Source organism: Micromonospora sp. KLBMP9576 (assembly GCF_050941805.1).
Taxonomy (GTDB): Bacteria; Actinomycetota; Actinomycetes; order Mycobacteriales; family Micromonosporaceae; genus Micromonospora.
In genome coordinates this window covers 1,827,947-1,847,016 of the sequence record NZ_CP194567.1, presented here as the reverse complement: position 1 = coordinate 1,847,016, position 19,070 = coordinate 1,827,947, and the positions used below count along the sequence as shown (strand labels likewise).

At 74.6% G+C, this 19,070-nt stretch carries 14 protein-coding genes; 4 read left to right on the top strand and 10 right to left on the bottom strand.

Annotation, left to right across the window (positions count from 1 at the left end; all coding sequences use genetic code 11):
• Positions 1–79: 79 nt before the first annotated feature.
• Together ACQ452_RS08320 and ACQ452_RS08315 are read right to left on the bottom strand one after the other, a co-directional pair.
• Positions 80–1,366 (bottom strand): PQQ-binding-like beta-propeller repeat protein, encoded by a 1,287-nt coding sequence (locus ACQ452_RS08320; protein ID WP_433391803.1) that lies wholly within the window; start codon positions 1,364–1,366, stop codon positions 80–82.
• Positions 1,367–1,379: 13 nt separating this feature from the next.
• Positions 1,380–1,697, bottom strand: a complete 318-nt coding sequence (locus ACQ452_RS08315) for a hypothetical protein (protein ID WP_433391800.1) — start codon at positions 1,695–1,697, stop codon at positions 1,380–1,382.
• 706 nt (positions 1,698–2,403) lie between these two features.
• Here ACQ452_RS08315 and ACQ452_RS08310 point away from each other — a divergent pair.
• The gene (locus ACQ452_RS08310; RefSeq protein ID WP_433391797.1) at positions 2,404–4,257 is read left to right on the top strand and encodes a hypothetical protein; all 1,854 of its coding nucleotides are present in this window, start codon (positions 2,404–2,406) and stop codon (positions 4,255–4,257) included.
• A 4-nt stretch (positions 4,258–4,261) separates the two neighbouring features.
• On the opposite strand, the gene ACQ452_RS08305 is transcribed toward ACQ452_RS08310, so the two are convergent.
• Positions 4,262–6,052 (bottom strand): hypothetical protein, encoded by a 1,791-nt coding sequence (locus tag ACQ452_RS08305; RefSeq protein WP_433391794.1) that lies wholly within the window; start codon positions 6,050–6,052, stop codon positions 4,262–4,264.
• Positions 6,052–7,869 (bottom strand): hypothetical protein, encoded by a 1,818-nt coding sequence (locus ACQ452_RS08300; protein WP_433394047.1) that lies wholly within the window; start codon positions 7,867–7,869, stop codon positions 6,052–6,054. Before ACQ452_RS08300 ends, ACQ452_RS08305 begins: the two co-directional genes overlap by 1 nt.
• A gap of 261 nt (positions 7,870–8,130) precedes the next feature.
• Between ACQ452_RS08300 and ACQ452_RS08295 the strand changes: the two genes are divergently transcribed.
• Positions 8,131–9,324, top strand: a complete 1,194-nt coding sequence (locus tag ACQ452_RS08295; protein WP_433391791.1) for a hypothetical protein — start codon at positions 8,131–8,133, stop codon at positions 9,322–9,324.
• Positions 9,325–9,794: 470 nt separating this feature from the next.
• Here ACQ452_RS08295 and dxs read toward each other — a convergent pair whose 3' ends face one another.
• The 4 genes from dxs to ACQ452_RS08275 all read right to left on the bottom strand — a co-directional run bounded on the left by dxs (position 9,795) and on the right by ACQ452_RS08275 (position 16,392).
• Entirely contained in the window at positions 9,795–11,738 is a 1,944-nt protein-coding gene (dxs, locus tag ACQ452_RS08290; protein WP_433391790.1) for a 1-deoxy-D-xylulose-5-phosphate synthase, read from the bottom strand.
• Positions 11,739–11,899: 161 nt separating this feature from the next.
• A complete protein-coding gene (locus ACQ452_RS08285; RefSeq protein WP_433391788.1) occupies positions 11,900–13,069 on the bottom strand; it encodes an anhydro-N-acetylmuramic acid kinase in 1,170 nt (389 codons plus the stop codon).
• Positions 13,070–13,090: 21 nt separating this feature from the next.
• Positions 13,091–14,332: a class I SAM-dependent RNA methyltransferase gene (locus tag ACQ452_RS08280; RefSeq protein ID WP_433391785.1), complete on the bottom strand. Its 1,242-nt coding sequence runs from the start codon at positions 14,330–14,332 to the stop codon at positions 13,091–13,093.
• Positions 14,329–16,392 (bottom strand): APC family permease, encoded by a 2,064-nt coding sequence (locus ACQ452_RS08275; RefSeq protein WP_433391783.1) that lies wholly within the window; start codon positions 16,390–16,392, stop codon positions 14,329–14,331. Before ACQ452_RS08275 ends, ACQ452_RS08280 begins: the two co-directional genes overlap by 4 nt.
• 162 nt (positions 16,393–16,554) lie before the next feature.
• On the opposite strand from ACQ452_RS08275, the gene ACQ452_RS08270 reads away from it, so the two are divergent.
• Both ACQ452_RS08270 and ACQ452_RS08265 read left to right on the top strand, forming a co-directional pair.
• Positions 16,555–17,220 (top strand): potassium channel family protein, encoded by a 666-nt coding sequence (locus tag ACQ452_RS08270; protein ID WP_433391780.1) that lies wholly within the window; start codon positions 16,555–16,557, stop codon positions 17,218–17,220.
• Positions 17,217–17,912 carry a potassium channel family protein gene (locus ACQ452_RS08265; RefSeq protein WP_433391777.1) on the top strand — a complete coding sequence of 232 codons (696 nt, stop codon included), beginning with the start codon at positions 17,217–17,219 and terminating at the stop codon, positions 17,910–17,912. The genes ACQ452_RS08270 and ACQ452_RS08265 overlap by 4 nt, the downstream gene beginning before the upstream one ends.
• Before the next feature lie 16 nt (positions 17,913–17,928).
• Here ACQ452_RS08265 and ACQ452_RS08260 read toward each other — a convergent pair whose 3' ends face one another.
• Positions 17,929–18,612, bottom strand: coding sequence for a DUF3159 domain-containing protein (locus ACQ452_RS08260; RefSeq protein ID WP_433391774.1), 684 nt, complete (start codon positions 18,610–18,612; stop codon positions 17,929–17,931).
• 31 nt (positions 18,613–18,643) lie between these two features.
• Positions 18,644–19,024 carry an OB-fold nucleic acid binding domain-containing protein gene (locus ACQ452_RS08255; RefSeq protein ID WP_433391771.1) on the bottom strand — a complete coding sequence of 127 codons (381 nt, stop codon included), beginning with the start codon at positions 19,022–19,024 and terminating at the stop codon, positions 18,644–18,646.
• Positions 19,025–19,070: the final 46 nt, after the last annotated feature.

The following is a 19,070-nucleotide window of genomic DNA, read 5'->3' as shown; positions in this document are numbered from 1 at the left end:
TGTCGCGGCGTGCGACGGCCGACAGGCCGGGCGCCGCACGCGGGCGTCCCCGCTCACTGAGTCGCCGTGGCGCGCCGGCTCAGCCGCCGTACCGCCAGACGCCGAACCCACCGGTACGCAGCCGGCACAGCACCCTGGCCCCGCTGCCCCGGCAGTCCGAGGTGGCATGCGGGAGCACGTCGCGCGCCCGGGCCCGCCCGGCGACCACGTCCAGTTCGGCGACCACCACCCCGCGGCCGTCGCCGGCCCCTCGCAGGGCGAGGAGCCGGTCGTCGTCCTGCCAGGGCATCAACTGCCAGACGCCCAGGTCGGCGACCTGCCGACCGGTCGCCCCGTCGAGTACGCCGAACCGGTCACCGGACCCGAACGCCAGCAGCCGGCCGCCCCGGGCGGACAGCACGCCCGCCCATCCCCGGACGGTCCACCGGACTACGCCGGTGGCCGGATCGAGTGCGACGATTCCGCCCGTCGCCCAGCCGACACAGAGCAGATTGCCGCATTCGCCGACATTGTCCACCGGCGGCAGGCGCACCTCCCACCGCTGCCGCAGCCCGTCCAGCCCGTGAGCGGCCAGCGCGCCCACCTCCGGCCGGTTGACCAGCAGCAGGTCGCGGACCACCACCGCGTGCCCGAGCCCGCGCAGCTCGCCCAGAGGCAGATCCGCCGTGTGCAGCAGCGCGCCGGAGCGGGGATCGCGCGCCTCGATGCGCCCCTGCGCGGTGGCCAGCACGATCCGCTCGATCAGCCCGGCACGGACGCTGTACGACGCGCCCTCGCGCCTGGTCGGCACCGACCAGCGGGCCCGCCCGGACGGCGGATCCACCGCGCGCAGGCTGCCGCCCTCCTCCCCGCCGCTCTGCATCAGCAGGATCCCGGTCGCGTCCCACCACGGATGGCCGGGCTGCCGCCAGCGTTCCTGGCCCGTCCCGGCGTCGAGGGCGATCGTCCGCTCGCCTTCCTGCTGCCCGGTGACCGAGAACAGCACCACCCCCGGCCCGGCCTGGACCTGCCAGAGCCGGCCCGCCGCCGGTATCCGGGTACGCCACACGGGGGCGGGCGTCGGGTCGTCGGCGGGCCTGCGCGCCGGTAGCGCGTACGAGGTCAGCTCGACGGTCCCCTCGGGCTCCCTCTCGATCTGCTCGACGACGTAGAGCCGATCGCCGTCGAGGAACGCCTCCGCCTCGGGGCCGGCCGGCACCACGATCCGGGTCCGGTCCGGCACCGGTGCCGCCGCCGCCATTGTGGACACGAGCAACGCGAGCGCCAGCGCGACCCGCAGCGGTCGGTCCACGGTGCGGGGCGGGCGGGTCGGCGCGACGGCGCGACCCGGCTCGTCGCGCAGCTCGCCGAGGTCGATCAGCGCCATGGCGTGCCTCCGATCACCGGTCGTCCGGCAGGTCCCAGACGCCGAGCGCGCCATCCTCGCGGCGGCAGAGGACGAACGAGCCCTGGGCGGCGCAGCTGCCCACCACGCCGGGCAGCGCCGCGAGCACCCGCAGGCCGTCCCCGCCTGCGCCGATCCGGGCGACCAGGACCCGCCCGTCGCGCTGCCGACGGGTCACGGTCGTCACGTCGTTCCAGAGCATCCCGCCGCCACCGCGCTGCCAACGGCCCAGATTGCGCACCGGACGGCCGGTCACCGCGTCGAGCAGCACGTGCTCCGGTGGGATGCCGGAGCCCTCCCGGACGGCGAGCATCCGGTTGCAGGTGCCCCTCGGCCCGACAGCGCACCGCGCCGTCGGCGGCGGAGAGCCCGACGACCTGGCTCGGCGTCCGCGCCCCCGCCATGACCACGAGCGCCACCAGCTCGCCGATGCGTCGCGCCTCGAAGGCCCGCCCCGGGCCGGGCAGCGGCACCCGCCAGAGCGGCCGGCCCGTGGGTAGCCGGTAGGCGGCCAGGCCCGGCGCCGGGCCCGCGCCGGGCACCGGCCCGACCTCCGGGTCGTCGGCCACCAGGAGCACGTCACCGACGGGCAGGACCTGCGCATCCGTGGCGGCCGGAACCGTGGCGCCCGGTGACCGCGCGGGCCACGGCGCGGCGGCGGCGGGCGCCAGCAGGCAGAGCAGGGCCACCAGCGGCGCAGCCCACCGACGGACGAACCGGCCCGGTCGGGGTACGGTCGGCGCCGGCAGGTCCCGGCGCTCACCGAGGTCGATGACCGTCACGCGCCGTCCTCCCGTCACGCCGTGGCCGCCCGCCCGGCCGGATCACGCGCCGGCGGCGTCGCCACCGCGAACCCGCCGCGCCGTCGCCGGCCGCCCACCGGCCGATCTGGCCGACCACCCACCGACAACCTGCTCGACCACTTGCCGACAGACCATGCCGGCCGCCCACCGGCGCGTCGGCCGCTGGCCGAACCGGCCCGACGGAGCGACGTCGCAGCGCCTGTACGATGGCCCGTCGTGGCTGTGCCGGTGGTAGACCCCTCGCTGAACTCCGTCTCCGAGCCCGTCGCGGCCCAACCGACAGGGCGGCCCCGGCGTCGGCCGTCGCGCGCCGACGTGCTGGCCATCGGAGCCTATGTCCTGCTCGGCGTCTTCGTGTGCCTGAACTACTGGGTGGACGTGCAGAACCGGGTGTCGTCGCACCTGCCGACCGACCACAGCTGGTTCGAATGGCTCTTCTCGCACGGCGCGTACTCGGTGCGGCACCTGGAGAACCCGCTGTTCACCGAGCGGCAGAACGCCCCGGACGGGGTGAACATGATGGCGAACACCTCGCTGCTCGGGGTGACGCTGCCGCTGGCGCCGCTGACCATGCTCCTCGGCCCGCAGGTCATGTACGCGCTCTACCTGGGCGGCGCGCTGGCCGCGACCGCCGGCACCTCGTACTGGATGCTGTCGCGGCACCTGGTGCGCTCCCGCGCGGCGGCCTTCGTCGGCGGCGCGTTCCTCGGCTTCGCGCCCGGCATCGTGCACCACGCCAACGGCCAACCCAACTTCGTCTCGAACTTCCTGCTGCCGCTGATCGTGGTGCGGGTGCTCCGGCTCGGCGAGCCGGGCCGGTGGCGGCGCAACGGGATCGTGCTCGGCCTGCTGGTGGCGTACCAGATCTTCGTCAACGAGGAGATGCTGCTGCTCACCGCGCTGGCCTGCCTGGTCGTCGTGCTCGCGTACGCGGTCATGCGGCCGGCGCGCACGCGGGCGGTGGCGGGCACCTTCGCCGCCGCGCTCGGCGTGGGCGGCGGGTTGGCGCTGCTGCTGACGGCGTACCCCATCTGGTTCCAGTTCAACGGCCCGCAGGCCTACCGGGGGTTGCAGGGCGGGGTGTTCCACAACTGGGGCGAGGACCTGGCCGCCTTCGTGACCTTCGCCCGCGACACCGTGGCCGGCGACGAGGCGGTGGAGAAGACCATCGGGCTGACCGAGCAGAACACCTGGTTCGGCTGGCCGCTGGTGCTGCTGTCGCTGGTGGCGCTGGTGCTGCTGGTCCGCCGCTCGTTCACCGCCCGGATCCTCGCCGTGCTGGTGGTGGTCTTCACGGTGGCCTCGATCGGCCCGAAGGTGCGCCTCAACGGGGTGGAGACGCAGACCGACGGCCCGTGGGCGTACATCTCCGACGACCTGCCGCTCGTCGAGATGATGATGCCGACCCGGATGGCCCTGGTCGTGGCGGCGGCGCTCGGCGTGCTGCTCGCCCTGGCCTGGGACACGGTCGCCGGCCGGGGCCGCCCGCCGGTCCCGGCCCCCCGGTCCGGCGACGACGACACCGGTGCCGCCGCGCCGCGCCGCCGCTGGCTGCGGCCGGTCGGGTACGCGGCGATCGCGCTCGCGGTGCTGCCGCTGTTCCCGCGCCCGCTGCCCGCGCAGCCCGTGGAGCCGCCGCCGCACTTCATCACCGCGGGCGGCTGGCGCCCGTACGTGCCGGCGGGCCGGACCCTGGTGCCGGTGCCGATCCCGAGCAACGTGCACGGCCTGCCCACGCTGCGCTGGAGCGCGCTGACGCAGCACGCGTTCCCCGTCCCCGGCGGCTACTTCATCGGCCCGAACGAGCTGGGCGAGGGCGTCTTCGGCGCGCCGAACCGGCCCACCAGCACGCTCGTCTACACCACGATGGACAAGGACGCCGTGCCCGCGCTCACCGAGGAGCACCGCCGCCAGGCGGTCGAGGACCTGCGCTTCTGGCGGGCGTCAGTGGTGGTGCTCGGCGCGCATCCGCGCGAGGCGGCCCTGCGCGAGCTGATGACGGCGCTGATCGGCCCGCCGCAGCGCGTCGACGACGTGTGGCTCTGGGACGTCCGGCCGCTCGTCGGCTGAGCCGTCACCCCACCAGCGGGCGGACGTCCCAGACGTGGGCGCCGGCCACCTCCCGGCCGGGGCCGAGCAGCGCCTCGACCGTCCGGCGCACCGGGTCGCCGTGGTGCAGTCCGCCCTGCACCACCACGGCGGCCCGCCAGTGGCGCAGGTCCTCGACCGCCTGGCGGCGGTGCGCGTCGGTGACCACCGGCGCCTCGCCGGTCTCGGCCACCCGGCGCAGCAGGGCGGCGGTGGGGCGGTCCGGCGCCCCCCACCGGGCGGTCGGATCGTCGGCGGCGCGGGGGCCGATGAAGTAGCCACCGGGCGCGGGAAAGGCCAGCCCGGTGCGGGCCGACCAGAGCATCGCCGGGCTGAGTCCGGCGCCGGTCACCGGCGGCACCGGCACCAGGGTCCGCCCCGGCGGGAGATCCGCCCGCCAGCCGCCCTCCGCCACGAACGGCGGCACCGGCCAGGCCGGCACGGTCCGGATCGGGGTGGGGGTCAGCGGCAGCAGCGCGGCGGCCACCGCCCCGCCCCAGAGCAGCCGCACCGGCGTGCCGGCCGACCCGGCTCCGGTCGCCGGGTCGGGGCGGAGCCGGTCCAGGGACAACGCCAGCAGGACGCCCAGCACCGGTACGCAGACCAGCGGGAAGCGCGCCGGCACCGCGTGGTCGAGCAGCGGCAGTTCGGCGATCAGCCGGTACGGGCCGGGGATGCCGGTGGCCGTGCCGCCCAGGCGGATCTGCCCGCCGAGCGAGAGCAGCGCGAAGAACAGGCCGCAGACGGCCAGCGCGCGCACCAGCGGCCGGCGCCACAGCCAGATCGCGATCACCACGGCGAGCACCAGCAGCCCGGGCCCGAAGAAGGAGTTCTCCTCCGTGGGGTTCGGCGCCAGCAGGCCGGGCAGGTGGTCGTCGCCGAGCACGGTCTGCCGGGCCGAGGCGGTGAACGACGCGGCGTCCAGCTGGTAGCCGTACGCGTGGAAGGGCATCCCCCGGTAGTGGCCCGGCCCGAAGAACTGGAACCACAGCGGGTACGCCAGCAGCGGCAGGGCGACCGCCACCCCGATCCCCAGGCGGCCCAGCAGCGCGGGCGCCAGCCGGCGGGCCGCCGACCGGTCCGCCGCCGCGTACGCCAGGGCGAACGTCCCGGCCGCGAGGACCAGGAAGACGAGCACCTCCTCGCCGAGGAAGACCTGGTACGCCACCAGCAGCCCGAGCAGCGCCCCGGTCCGCCGCACCCGGCGCGGGTCCGGGTGGAACACCAGCGCCAGGATCACCGGCACCAGGAACTGCGCCGCCATGTGCAGGTGCGCCCCGGCCTGCGCGACCATGCCGGGGGCGAAGCCGCAGCACAGCCCGCCGACGGCCGCCGCCGCCCGGGAGTCGACCAGTCGGCGACGCAGCAGCACGTACCAGGCGGTCGCGGTGCCGGCGAGGCAGCAGACCACGGCCACCAGGAAGGCGACCTGCGAGCCGAAGAGCAGGGTGACAGGCGTCAACGGCACGCCCAGGCCCAGCACCGAGGTGTTGGCCATCAGGTTCACCCCGTCCGGGGCGTTGAGCTGCGAGCTGTGCAGCGGGTTCTCCAGGCCCGTCACCGCCCGGGCCGCGTGGGCGAGCATCCACTCGAAGAGGACCTGGTCGCCCGCCTGGTGGAACAGCCGTCCCGGGCGACCCCACTGGCCGAGGGTCAGCAGCATCGCCAGGGCGAGGTAGCCGGCGACGACCAGCGCGTCCGGGGCGCGTACCGGCAGAGCACGAAACCGCCGGCGGGGCGCCGCGTCGACGGTGTCGGGCACCGCCGGGGCGGCCATCAGCTCGGCTGGTCGGTCAGCGCCCGGACGTCCCAGACCCAGACGTCCAGGTCCCGGCGGCCGGGGCCGACCAGTTGCTCGACGGTGCGCCGTAGCTGCTCGGCGTGGTGTTGACCGACCGGCAGCACCAGGATGGCCGCCCGCCAGTGCCGCAGCTCGTCCAGGGAGCGGCGGCGCTGCCGGTCGTCGAGCTTCGGGATGCGCCCGGTCGAGGCGACCTCCTCCAGCAGTTGCCCGACGCCGCTGGGCCGGCCGCCGAAGCGGCCGGGATCGCCGGTGTTGCCGTTGCGCGGCGCGAGGAAGTAGCCGCCGGGGATCTTGAAGTCGAGGTTGGTGGTGGCGGCCCAGCGCATCCCGTGGGTGTGGCCCATGTTCGGCACCGGGATCGGCACCAGGGTCTGCTCCGGGCCGACGTAGCCGCGCCACCGGTCGGCGGTGATGAACTCCGGCACCGGTGGGCGGGAGGTCACCTTCAGCGGCATCGGCGCGATCGGCAGCAGCGCGAGCACGAGCCCGGCCGCGGTGAGCGTACGCAGCGTCCGCGGCTCGACGGGCAGCGTCCGGGAACGCTCGACGGCGAGCGCCAGCAGGACGCCGATCACCACGGTGGTGATCAGGCCGAACCGGGTGGGCACCACCGCGTCGAGCAGCGGCAGCCGGACCAGCCACTCCCAGGGACCGGTGATCAGCTCGCGGTGCCACCAGGACACCCGCTCGCCGAGGGAGAGCACGGCGAAGAACAGCCCGGTCGCGGCGAGCGCCCGCACGAGCAGCTCCCGCCGCAGCCAGGCGACGATGCCGACGGCGATCAGGGAGAGGCTCCAGCCGAAGAAGGCGTTCTCCTCCGAGTAGTTCGGGGCGAGGTTGACGTTCGCGCCCTCGTCGCCGCCGATCGTCGGTGAGCCGGGCGCGAAGAAGGCCGCGATGTCGTTGCCGTAGTCGCGGACCGCGTCGCTGAGGCCGTGGTAGGCCATCGGCCCGGCGAACTGGATGTAGAGCGGGTACGCCAGCAGCGCCCCGGCGAGCACGGCACAGATCGCGAGGGCCTTGGCCAGTGGCCGCCAGGCCGCCGACCAGAGCCCGGGCCGCTGGGCCAGCACGGCGAGCAGGAACACCCCGCAGGCGAGCGCGGTGAAGAGCAGGATCTCCTCGTTGATGAACGCCTGCGCGGTGACCATCAGGGCGAGCAGCACGCCGTCGCGCCACGGCCGCCGGGACCGGGTGATGGCCAGCACCCGCCAGACGATGAACGGCAGGAGGAACTGCGAGATGATGTTGGGGTGCCAGTTGGCGTGCGACAGCATCGCCGGCGAGAACCCGCAGAACCAGCCGCCGACGGCCGCCGCCAGCGGGCTGCGCACGACGTGCCGGGAGAGCACGAAGTACCACGCCGAGGCGGTGCCCGCGAGGGCCAGCGTGACCAGCACCACGAAGGTCACGGCCGGGCCGAAGAGCAGCGTCACCGGCACCATCGGGATGCCCAGCGCGAGGATGGCCGTGTTGGCCATCAGGTTGACCCCGTCGGGGTAGTTCAGCTGCTCGGTGAAGAACGGGAACTCGCCGTGCAGCACCACGCGTACCGAGTGGGCGAGGAAGAACTGCACCTGGGCCGGGTCGCTGCTGTAGAGCGACGCGACCCGACCGGCCGGGTCCACCCAGATCTGGCTGGTCACCCACACCGCGGCCAGCAGGAACAGGCCGAAGACCGTGAGGTCCTGCCGCCGCCGGCCCCACCGTCGGGGCCGCGCCGCGAGGTCCGCCCCGGTGGGGGCGACCCCGTCCGGCGTACGGTCGCCGCCGCCGGCGGGCCGCGCCACGGGTTCGGACGCGGGGGCCGCGGGGGCGTCGGATTCCGACCAGGATTCGGCGCGGGTCTCGGCAGGCGTCACAGTCGGCGGAGTCTACCCGAGCGGACATTCACCCTGAAACCGCGGCAACGTCCTTTGTGGTCGGTGTCGTCCCTGGCCCGTGACCTGCGCACGGGCGCCGGGCGAGGTGGCGCGTCCCGGCGATCCGACGTCTCGTACTATGGCGCTTTCCGTGCACGACGGCTCAGGCGATCCGGGAGGGGCGTACAGGTGGCTCCAGTCCGCCGGCGCGGCAGCACCGCCACCGCACTGCTGGCCCTGCTGCTCACCGCGACCGCCTGCGGCCCGGTGGCCGACCGGCAGCCGGCCGAGCTGCGGGTCGGTTACGACAGCTTGGACGGCGACCTGACGGTGTGGCCGCCGCGCGGCCCCCTGGCGGGCGACGACGCCGTGCGCTCGGCCGTGACGGCGACGGTACGCGACTGGCGGTCACCGGCCGATGACCGGGCGCACCTGCCCACGTCCGGGATCCTCTGGTCCGGTGAGGTCGACGGCGCGCCGCTCGCCCTGGTCGCCGCGGACGTGCCCGGCGAGAGCGCCTCCTGGCTGCTCCAGGTCACCGCCGAGGGCGGCCGGTACGCGGTCACCCGCGCCGTCGAATACACCGACCCCGGCTATCTCGTCTACTCCGACGTGCTGCCCGTGCACAGCGCCGACGGGCGGCGCTACCTCACGTCCGACCGGGTGCAGCGGCTGCTCGGGCCGGACGGCCGCGCCCTGCGCGACACCGACGGCCTGACCGAGCCGGTGGACGTCCCCGCCTGCCGGGCCGTGCCGGTGACCGCCACCCTCAAGGCCACCGAGGCGCTGCCCCGGGGCCGGGCCGCCGACCGGCTGCTGGACCTCGGCACCGGCACCACCGACCCGCGCTACCCCCTGGTACGCGACGAGAGCGGCTCCGGCAGGCGGGCCCTCGCCGGCCTGGACACCTGCGCGCTCGGCGGCGAGGAGGGCCCGTTCGGCAGCGTCCCGCGGCGGATCGGCGACCGGGACGCGCCGCGCTCGGTGCCGTCCTCCTGGCCGATGACCAAGCTGACCGTACGCACCCTGGGCGAGGTCGCCCTCGGCGGTGGCGAGCCGGCGGAGCTGACGCAGCTGAGCTGGGAGACGGCCGACGGCACGATGACCGCCGTCGTCTACCGCCCCGCCGACGGGGGCTCGCCGGTGGTCTCCCCCGCCGACCGGTCCAACCCGTTGCAGACGTACGAGCTGCCGGTGCCGGGGCAGCCGCTGGCCGTGCTGAGCTGGCGGCCGACGGCCGACAGCTCACTGTCGACGCCGCCGGACACGCCCCGGCTGGTGGACCGGCCGGGGCTCGTCGTGGTGCCGATGCCGACCCGCTCGCAGACGTTCAGCCTGGCCGAGGCGGAGAAGACGCACTACCGCACGATCGGCGCCCGCTGACCCTGCTCCGCCCCGCCCCTGTTCCGCCCCTGTTCCGCCCCTGTTCCGCCCCGCCCCGGCCCGGCCCGACGCGGCGGTCTTGCATTTCCTGCCCGCGCACAGGTGGCCAGAAGCACGGAACAGGGGCCGGGACCGCAAGATCGACGCGCCGATCCGACGCGGTGGAGCCGACGGGTGAAGCCGACGCGGGTCGAGCACGGGTGGGATGACCTCGCTCCACCCGCTTTGCTCTGCAGCCATGGGGGCACCAGACACGCTGCGTAAGCGGTGCGCCCGTGGCTGCAGAGCAAAGCGGGCGCGGAGGTTTGGGGAAGGGTCACGGCTGCCGGCACGAAACCCCTGCTCAGGAAGCTCCAGCAGCGAAGGTCGCGCTACCCGGTCCGACGCAGGAGGGACCCGGTCACGCAGGGTGAACAACGCCGTGGCGGGTGGCCCGGGTCCCGGGCCACCCGCCGACGGCGGTCAGATTCTCAGTTCTGGGCGGTGGCGTCGTCGACGGTGATAACCGGCTCGACGTCCAGCCGGGAGATCCAACCGGTGACGTCGCGGGCCACGTCCTGCGCGGTCAGGCCGAGATCGGCGAGGATCTGCGCGCGGGTGCCGTGCGGGTGCCAGTCGGCCGGCACCCCCAGGTCCTTCAACGGCACCTGGACGTCGGCGTCGCGCATCGCCTGGGCGAGGGCGTCGCCGACGCCACCGACCCGGACGCCGTCCTCGACGCTGACCACGAGCCGGTGCCCGGCGGCCAGCTCGACCAGCTCGGCCGGGACCGGACGCACCCAGCGCGGGTCGACCACCGTGACCCCGTAGCCCTGCTCGGCCAGCCGGGTGCCGACCTCCATCCCGAGGTGGCCGAAGGAGCCGACCGCGACCAGCAGCACGTCCTTGCGCACCGCCTCGGCCAGCACGTCGACGGTCCCGACCCGGCGCACGGCCGGCAGGTCGGCGGCGACGGTGCCGGTCGGGAAGCGGACGATGGTGGGACCGTCGTCGACGGCCACCGCCTCGCGCAGCTCCTCGCGCAGCGTGGCGGCGTCGCGGGGCGCGGCGATCCGCAGGCCCGGCACGACCCCGAAGATCGACATGTCCCACATGCCGTAGTGGCTGGGCCCGTCGGGGCCGGTGATCCCGGCCCGGTCCAGCACGAAGGTCACCGGCAGGCGGTGCATCGCCACGTCCAGCAGGACCTGGTCGAACGCCCGGTTGAGGAACGTCGCGTAGACCGCCACGACGGGGTGCAGCCCGCCGAGGGCCAGGCCGGCGGCCGAGGTGGCCGCGTGCTGCTCGGCGATGCCCACGTCGTAGACCCGGTCCGGGTGCTTGCGGGCCAGCTTGGCGATGCCGGTCGGCTCGGCCATCGCGGCGGTGATGCCCACCACGTCGGGCCGCTCGTCGGCGATCGCGACCAGCTCGTCGGCGAAGACGTGGGTCCACTTCACCGACGGGGCGGCGACCAGCTTGCCGGTCTCGATGTCGAAGGCGCTGCCCGGGCCGTGCAGGCAGTCGGCCTCGTCCTCCTCCGCCGGGCGGTAGCCGTAACCCTTGCGGGTCACGGCGTGCACGATCACCGGGCCGCCGAAGTTCTTCGCCGCCCGCAGCGCCGACTCGACCGCGGTCACGTCGTGCCCGTCGACCGGGCCGACGTACTTGATGCCGAGATCCTCGAACATCGCCTGCGGGGCGACCGCGTCCTTGATGCCCCGCTTGACCGCGTGCAGCACCTCGTACATCGGCTTGCCGACCAGCGGCGTCGAGCCGAGCGCCTCCTTGACGGTGTCGAGCACCCGCTCGTAGCCGGGGTTGAGCCGCAGCGAGGAGAGGTGGTCGGCCAGGCCGCCGATCGTCGGCGCGTACGACCGGCCGTTGTCGTTGACCACGATCACCAGCGGGTTGCCGGCGGTGGCGATGTTGTTCAGTGCCTCCCAGCACATGCCGCCGGTCAGCGCGCCGTCGCCGACCACCGCCACCACGCTGCGCTGCTCGCCGCGCAACGCGTACGCCTTGGCCAGGCCGTCGGCGTAGGACAGGGCGGTGGAGGCGTGCGAGTTCTCGACCAGGTCGTGCTCGCTCTCGGCCTGGCTCGGGTAACCGGAGAGGCCACCGCGCTGGCGCAGCCGGTCGAAGCCGGCCTGCCGGCCGGTGAGGATCTTGTGCACGTACGCCTGGTGGCCGGTGTCGAACAGCAGCCGGTCGCGCGGGGAGTCGAAGACCCGGTGCATGGCCAGCGTCAGCTCGACCACGCCCAGGTTCGGACCGACGTGCCCGCCGGTGCGCGAGACCTTGGCGATCAGGAAGTCACGGATCTCGGCGGCGAGGACGGCCAACTCCTCGACGGACATCCGCTTGACGTCCTGCGGACCCCGGACGGTGGCCAACAGCCCGGGGTGGTGGACCGTGCCCTCTTCAACGCTCATGGCACAAGAGTCTATCGGCCGCGCCGCGTCGCGCAGCCTGGCCCGGACGCCCACCCGTCGGTCGCGCGGGCTGAGCGCCTGGTCAGGGCGCGGATCAGCGGTCGACCGGCACCGGCGGATCGGGGCGACCGGCACGGGCCGACCGGGCCGACCGGCGGGCGTCAGGCCGCGACCCGCAGCCGCCGGGGCGCCGCGACGGCCGAAACACCCCGGTACGCCGGCCCGGCCGGCGTCCAGGAGCCCAGCACGGCGGCCCGGGCCGCACCGGTCACCGAGGGCAGCGCGCCGGGCAGCCCGTGCCAGGAGAGCCAGCCCAGCAGCGCGAACGCGTACGCCTCCTTGGCCTGCGCGGGGATGCCCAGCTCGTCGGTGGTGCGCAGCCGCCAGCTTCCCGCGCCGAGGGCGGCCAGCCGGGCGGTGAGGGTGCGGTTGCGCACCCCGCCGCCGGCCGCGACCACCTCCGCCACCCCGTGCCGGTCGCACTCGGCGGCCACCACCCGGGCGGTCAGCTCGGTCAGGGTGGCGAGCACGTCGTCGGCGGCCACCGGCTCGCCGAGGGCGGCCAGCCGCGCGTCCAGGTAGCCGGCGTGGAACAGCTCCTTGCCGGTCGACTTGGGTGGCGGCGCCGCGTAGTACGGCTCGGTGAGCAGCGCGGCGAGCAGGCCGGGGTGCACCCGACCGGCCGCCGCGCGGGCCCCGTCGAGGTCGAACGGCCGGCCCAGCAGGCGGTGGGCCGCCGCGTCGAGCAGCGCGTTGGCCGGCCCGACGTCGTACCCGAGCACCGGTGCGCCCGGCGCGAGCACCGTGAGGTTGGCGATGCCGCCCAGGTTGAGCGCGGCGCGCGGGGCCGCGCCGTGGGCCGGGTCGAGCAGCAGCGCGTCGAACGCCGGGACCAGGGGCGCGCCCTGCCCGCCGGCGGCGACGTCCGCCGACCGCAGGTCGCTCAGCACGGGTACGCCCACCCGGGCGGCCACCCGGGCCACCGCCCCCAGTTGCAGGGTCCCCCGGGCGTGCCCGTCGGCGACCCAGTGGAAGACCGTCTGCCCGGGCGAGACCACCGCGTCGACCCCGCCACCGGCCAGCTCGACGCCGCGCGCCGCCGCCTCGGCGAACACCTCACCGAGCCGGTTGTCCAGGCGGCAGACCGCCTCGACCGTGGTGGCCCGCGGCGGCAGCAGCGCCGCGATCTCGGCGCGCAGCTCGTCGCCGTGGCCGAGCCCGAGGTGGCCCAGCGGGCGCAGCACGAGGGTGTCCCCGTCGAGGGTGAACTCGGCGGCCGCCACGTCCACCCCGTCGCAGGAGGTCCCCGACATCAGCCCGACGATCTTCATCACGTCAGGCTAGCGGGCGGCTCAGTCGGGCGGCAGGAGCAGACCGACCAGCTCGACGTGCTGGGTCATCGGAAACAGGTCGAAGCCGCGCAGCGCGTCCAGCCGCCAGCCCAGCTGCGCGAAGGTGCGCACGTCGCGGGCGAAGGCGGCCGGGTCGCAGGCCACGTACGCCACCGCACGGGGACCGGCGGTCACCACGTCGCGCACCACCCGGGCTCCGGCGCCCGAGCGCGGCGGGTCCAGCACCACCACGTCGACCGGTCCGGTGATCCGGCGGCGGGCCAGCGCGGCCTCGACCCGGGCCGACACGATCTCGACGTGGGGCAGGTCGCGCAGGTTCTCACGGGCGGCGGCGACGCCCGAGGCGGCCGACTCCACCAGGGTGACCCGGCCCGCGTCGCCGACCCGGCCGGCCAGCGCGGCGGCGAAGAGTCCCGCCCCGCCGTAGAGGTCCCAGGCCCGTTCCCCGGGACGCGGGTCGGCCAGCTCCAGCACCGCGTGGATGAGGGTGTCGGCGGCGGCCGGGTGGACCTGCCAGAACGACGACGCCGGCAACGTCCACCGCCGGCCGGCCGCCACCTCCCGGACCCGCTCCGGGCCGCTCACCGTGCGGGGTGTCCCGTCGGCGACGGCGGTCACTGTCACGTCCCCGCCGGTGGAGGCGACCGTCTCGACCGCGTCCGCGTCGGGCCACCGCGTCCCGGTGGGGGTCAGCACGGGCAGTTCCTGGATCGCCGGGTGGGCGATCAGGCAGCGGTCGATCGGGACGACCTCGTGCGAGCGGTGCTTGAGCAGCCCGGCCCGGCCCGCCGCGTCGACGGCGTAGCGGACCCGGGACCGCCAGCCGAGCGGGCCACCCGGCAGCGCCTCGACCCGGACGCCGAGCGTGTCCAGCTCGGCGTCGGTGAGCCCGCCGAGGCGGGTGAGCTGTTCGCGCACCACGGCCGCCTTCCAGTCGAGCTGGGCGGCCGGGGCGACGTGCTGCAGGTCGCAGCCGCCGCAGCGACCCGGCTTCGCGTACGGGCAGGGCTGCTCGACCCGCTCCGGCGCGGCCTCGAGCACGCTCACCGCGTCGGCCCGGACGAAACCCTTGTGCACCTCGGTCACCTCGGCGACGACCCGTTCGCCGGGCAGCGCGTGCCGGACGAAGACCACCTGGCCGTCCACCCGCGCGACGCAGTGCCCGCCCGGGGCGACCGCCCCGACGGTCAGCTCCACCCGCTCGGCCTCCGCCAGCCCCCGGTCGTCGTCGTACGCGTTCACCGCTCACCTCCGTTACTCGGGCCGCTCTCGGCGGGCGGCGCGGACATCACCGGTGGGAGGCTCGGCGGCGGGGCGCCGCGCGGGCCGCGGGCCGGCCCCCGGGTCAGGGTGGCGTCGAGCCGGTCCAGGTCCTTGCCGGCTGTCGAGGCGAGCTGCCACGGCACGCTCGTCACCATCACTCCCGGCTCGAAGAGCAGCCGGCCCTTGAGGCGCAGCGCGCTCTGGTTGTGCAGCAGGTTCTCCCACCAGCGTCCCACCACGTACTCGGGGATGAAGACCGTGACCACGTCGCGCGGCGACTCCCGGCGGACGCCGGCCACGAAGTCCAGGATCGGGCGGGTGATCTCCCGGTACGGCGAGTCGACGACGGTCAGCGCGACGGGCAGGTCCCGTCGCTCCCACTCCGCCTGCAACTCCCGGGTGTCCTTCTCGTCGACGTTGACGGTGACCGCGGTCAGCGTGTCGGGCCGGGTGGCGCGGGCGTACGCGATGGCCCGCAGCGTCGGCTTGTGCAGCTTGCTGACCAGCACGACGGCGTGGTTGCGGGCGGGCAGCACGGCACGCCCCTCGTCCGGCGGGGTGAGTTCCTCCGCGACCCGGTCGTAGTGCCGGCGGATGGCCAGCATCAGCACGTAGATCATCGCCATCGCGGCGATGGCGATCCACGCGCCGAGCAGGAACTTGGTGACGAGCACGATGACCAGCACCGTGCCGGTCATCGCCATGCCGAAGGTGTTGATCGCGCGGGAACGGATCATCCGCCGGCGGGCCTGCGGGTCCCGGGTGGTGCGCAGGTGCCGGTTCCAGTGCCGGATCATGCCGGCCTGGGAGAGCGTGAACGACACGAACACGCCGACGATGTAGAGCTGGATGAGCCGGGTCACCTCGGCCTGGAACCCGACGATCAGCACGATCGCCGCGACGGCCAGGAAGACGATGCCGTTGGAGAACGCCAGCCGGTCGCCGCGGGTGTGCAGTTGCCGGGGCAGGTAGCGGTCCTGGGCGAGGATCGAGCCGAGCACCGGGAAGCCGTTGAACGCCGTGTTCGCGGCCAGGAACAGGATCAGCGCGGTGATCCCACCCACCACGTAGAGCAGCACCGAGCCGGAGCCGAAGATCGTCTCTCCGAGCTGGGTGGTGACGGTCTTCTGCACGTACCCCTCGGGGCCGGAGATGATCTGCAGGGCCGGGTCCTCGACGAACTGCAGGCCGGTGAGCCGCGACAGCCAGATGATGCCGACCAGCATGGCCACCGAGATGGTGCCGAGCAGCAGCAGCGTGGTGGCCGCGTTACGGCTCTTCGGGGCCTTGAACGCCGGCACCCCGTTGGAGATGGCCTCCACGCCCGTCAGGGCGGCGCAGCCCGAGGAGAAGGTACGCAGCAGCAGGAACACCAGGGCGAAACCGGTCACGCTGTGCTCGGCCTGGATCTCCAGGCCGGCGCTGGGGGCGCGCAGGTCGTCGCCGAGCACGAAGACCCGCACCAACCCGGTGAGCAGCATCCCGACCATCACGATGATGAAGCCGTAGGTGGGGATCGCGAAGGCGGTGCCCGATTCGCGCAGGCCGCGCAGGTTCACTGCCGTGAGCAGCACCACCGCGACGACCGCGATCAGCACCTTGTGGGTGGCCACGAACGGCACCACCGAGCCCAGGTTGGCCACCCCGGAGGAAACGGAGACGGCGACCGTCAGCACGTAGTCGACCAGGAGCGCGCTGGCCACCGCGACCCCCGCCCGGGGGCCCAGGTTGACCGTGGCCACCTCGTAGTCCCCGCCGCCGGAGGGGTAGGCGTGCACGTTCTGGCGGTAGCTCGCCACGACGGTGAGCATCACCACGATCACGGCCAGGGCGATCCACGGCGAGAAGAGGAACGCCGAAGCGCCCGCGATGGAGAGGGTCAGCAGGATCTCGTCGGGCGCGTACGCGACGCTGGAGAGCGCGTCGGACGCGAACACGGGCAGCGCGATGCGCTTGGGCAGCAACGTGTGCTTGAGCCGGTCGGACCGGAACGGTCGACCGAGCAGCAGCCGCTTCATCAGCGAGGTGGGTCTGGCCACGACCGCCAAGCGTACGACCATCCGGCCCCGCGCCGTGGGGTGGGCGATCCCGGCGGGGTGCGGCGACGGAGTACCGTCAGTCCGCGCTCGGGCCGGGAACGTGGCAGGCTCCGCAGGGGACGCGCTCACCGGCGGGCGTCGGGCACGTTGAGGAGGGACGCGGTGCATGTCGTGATCATGGGCTGTGGGCGCGTCGGATCGACGCTCGCCTACAGCCTGGAATCCCGGGGGCACTCGGTCGCGGTCATCGACCAGGACGCGGACGCCTTCCGCCGGCTCGGTCCCGAGTTCGCCGGGACCACCGTCACCGGCGCCGGCTTCGACCGCGAGGTGCTCTGCCAGGCCGGCATCGAGCGGGCGGACGCCTTCGCGGCCGTCTCCAGCGGCGACAACTCCAACATCATCTCCGCCCGGCTCGCCCGGGAGACGTTCGGCGTGTCCCGGGTGGCGGCACGGATCTACGACCAGCGCCGGGCGCAGGTCTACGAGCGGCTGGGCATCCCCACCGTGGCCACCGTCCGGTGGACCGCCGACCGGATGCTGCGGCACCTGGTGCCCGAGGGAAACGTGGAGATCTTCCGGGACCCGACGAGCACGGTGTCGATCGTCGAGGTGCCGGTGCACAAGGACTGGGTCGGCCGGTCGGTGCGCACCCTGGAGCAGGCGACCGGGGCCCGGCTGGCGTACCTGATCCGCTTCGGCATCGGCACGCTGCCGACGCCGTCCAGCGTCGTCCAGGAGGGCGACCAGCTCTTCATGCTGGTGACCGACGACATCGCGACGACGGTCACGTCGGTGGCGGCCGCGCCGCCGGAAGGAGGGCTGTGATCGTGCGTATCGCCATCGCCGGCGCGGGCAACGTGGGTCGCTCGATCGCCCAGGAGCTGATCGACAACGGCCACCAGGTGATGCTCATCGAGCGCCAGCCCCGGATGCTGCGGCCCGAGCGCGTGCCGGCCGCCGACTGGGTGCTGGCCGACGCGTGCGAGCTGGCCAGCCTGGAGGAGGCCGATCTCGCCGGCTGTGACGTGGTGGTCGCGGCCACCGGCGACGACAAGGCCAACCTGGTCGTCTCGCTGCTGGCCAAGACCGAGTTCGCGGTGCCCCGGGTGGTGGCCCGGGTCAACCGGGCCGAGAACGAGTGGCTCTTCACCGAGCAGTGGGGCGTCGACGTCGCGGTGAGCAAGCCACGGGTGATGGCGGCCCTGGTCGAGGAGGCGGTCACCGTCGGCGACCTGGTCCGGCTGATGACCTTCCGGCAGGGCGAGGCGAACCTGGTGGAGATCACCCTCCCGCCGACCGCACCGCACGTGGGGGAGCCGCTGCGCGCGATCCCGCTGCCCCGCGACTCCGCGCTGGTGGCGATCCTGCGCGGCAAGCGGGTGCTGGTGCCGACCCCGGACGACCCGGTCGAGGCCGGCGACGAACTGATCTTCGTGTGCACGGCGGAGGTCGAGGACGCCGTCCGCGCGGTGGTGCTCGGCGAGGACAGCGTGGAGCGCACCCGCGGGCAGCGCTGAGCCCGGCCGGGGCGGCTCAGCCGCCGGGCAGCGCCTCGGGCTCCGGCTCCCTGGTCGCCCGCCGGACCGTCCACACCGTGATCAGCAGCAGCAGCACGTACGGCGGGTAGCCCAGCGCCAGCCGCGCCACGCCGAGCGCCGTGTCCTGGTGGGCGAGATAGAGCCCGGCCTGCACGCCCACCTTGGCCAGCCACACCACGCCCCAGAGCACCGTGAGCCAGGTGAAGGTCCGCACCAGGCGGGGGTCGTGACGCCACTCCGCGCGGCCCTTGGCCACCAGCACGGACCAGATCCACCCCACGAGGGGCTGCCGGACCGCCGCCGACACCAGCAGGGCCAGGCCGTAGCCGATGCCGTAGAGGATGCCGGGGAGGTAGAAGTCACGCTCGTCGCCGGTGCGCCAGGCGATCGCGGCGCCGACACCGATGCCGAACAGCCCGTTGACGGCGTGGCGGACCGGGCGGCGCTGCGCCAGCCGCAGGCCGGCGATCACGAGCCCCACCGCCACCGAGGCGATCACGGCGGGCCGCAGCTCGCCCAGGATGTTGGCCAGCACGAAGACGACCACCGGGATGCTGGACTCGACCAGCCCCCGCCAGCCGCCGAGCTGGTCGGCCATCTGCTCGGCGAGGCTGGGCAGCGGTTCCTCGTCCTGTGGACCGCTCGCCGGCTGCGCCGCCCGGTCTTGTCCCGTGGTCATCGCTCGCCTTCCGTCCGTCGCGGCCACCGGGTCACTTCGGCGGTTCCAGCTCATAGTGCGGGTTGTAGATCACCTTGCGGTCGTCGCGCACGGCCACCCGGCCGCGCGCGGTCAGGTGCCGGCCCGGCTCGATGCCGGCGATGTGCCGCCGCCCCAGCCAGACCAGGGTGATCACGTCGCTGCCGTCGTAGAGGTCCGCCTCCAGGGTGGGCAGGTTGGTCCGCGGGGTGTAGACCACCGTGCGGAGCCGACCGGCCACCGAGACCACCTGCCCCCGCGTGCACTGCCCGGCCGGGACACCGCCGTGCTCAGCGCTCTCCCGGCGCAGCTCCTGCGCCTCGATCTCCGCCTCGCTCGCGGTGAGTCGTCGCAGCATGCGCCGCAACGGGCCCCGGCCCTCGTCGGTCGACATGACCTCCGCGTCACCTCTCCACGCTGGCCGACACGACGCCGGCACC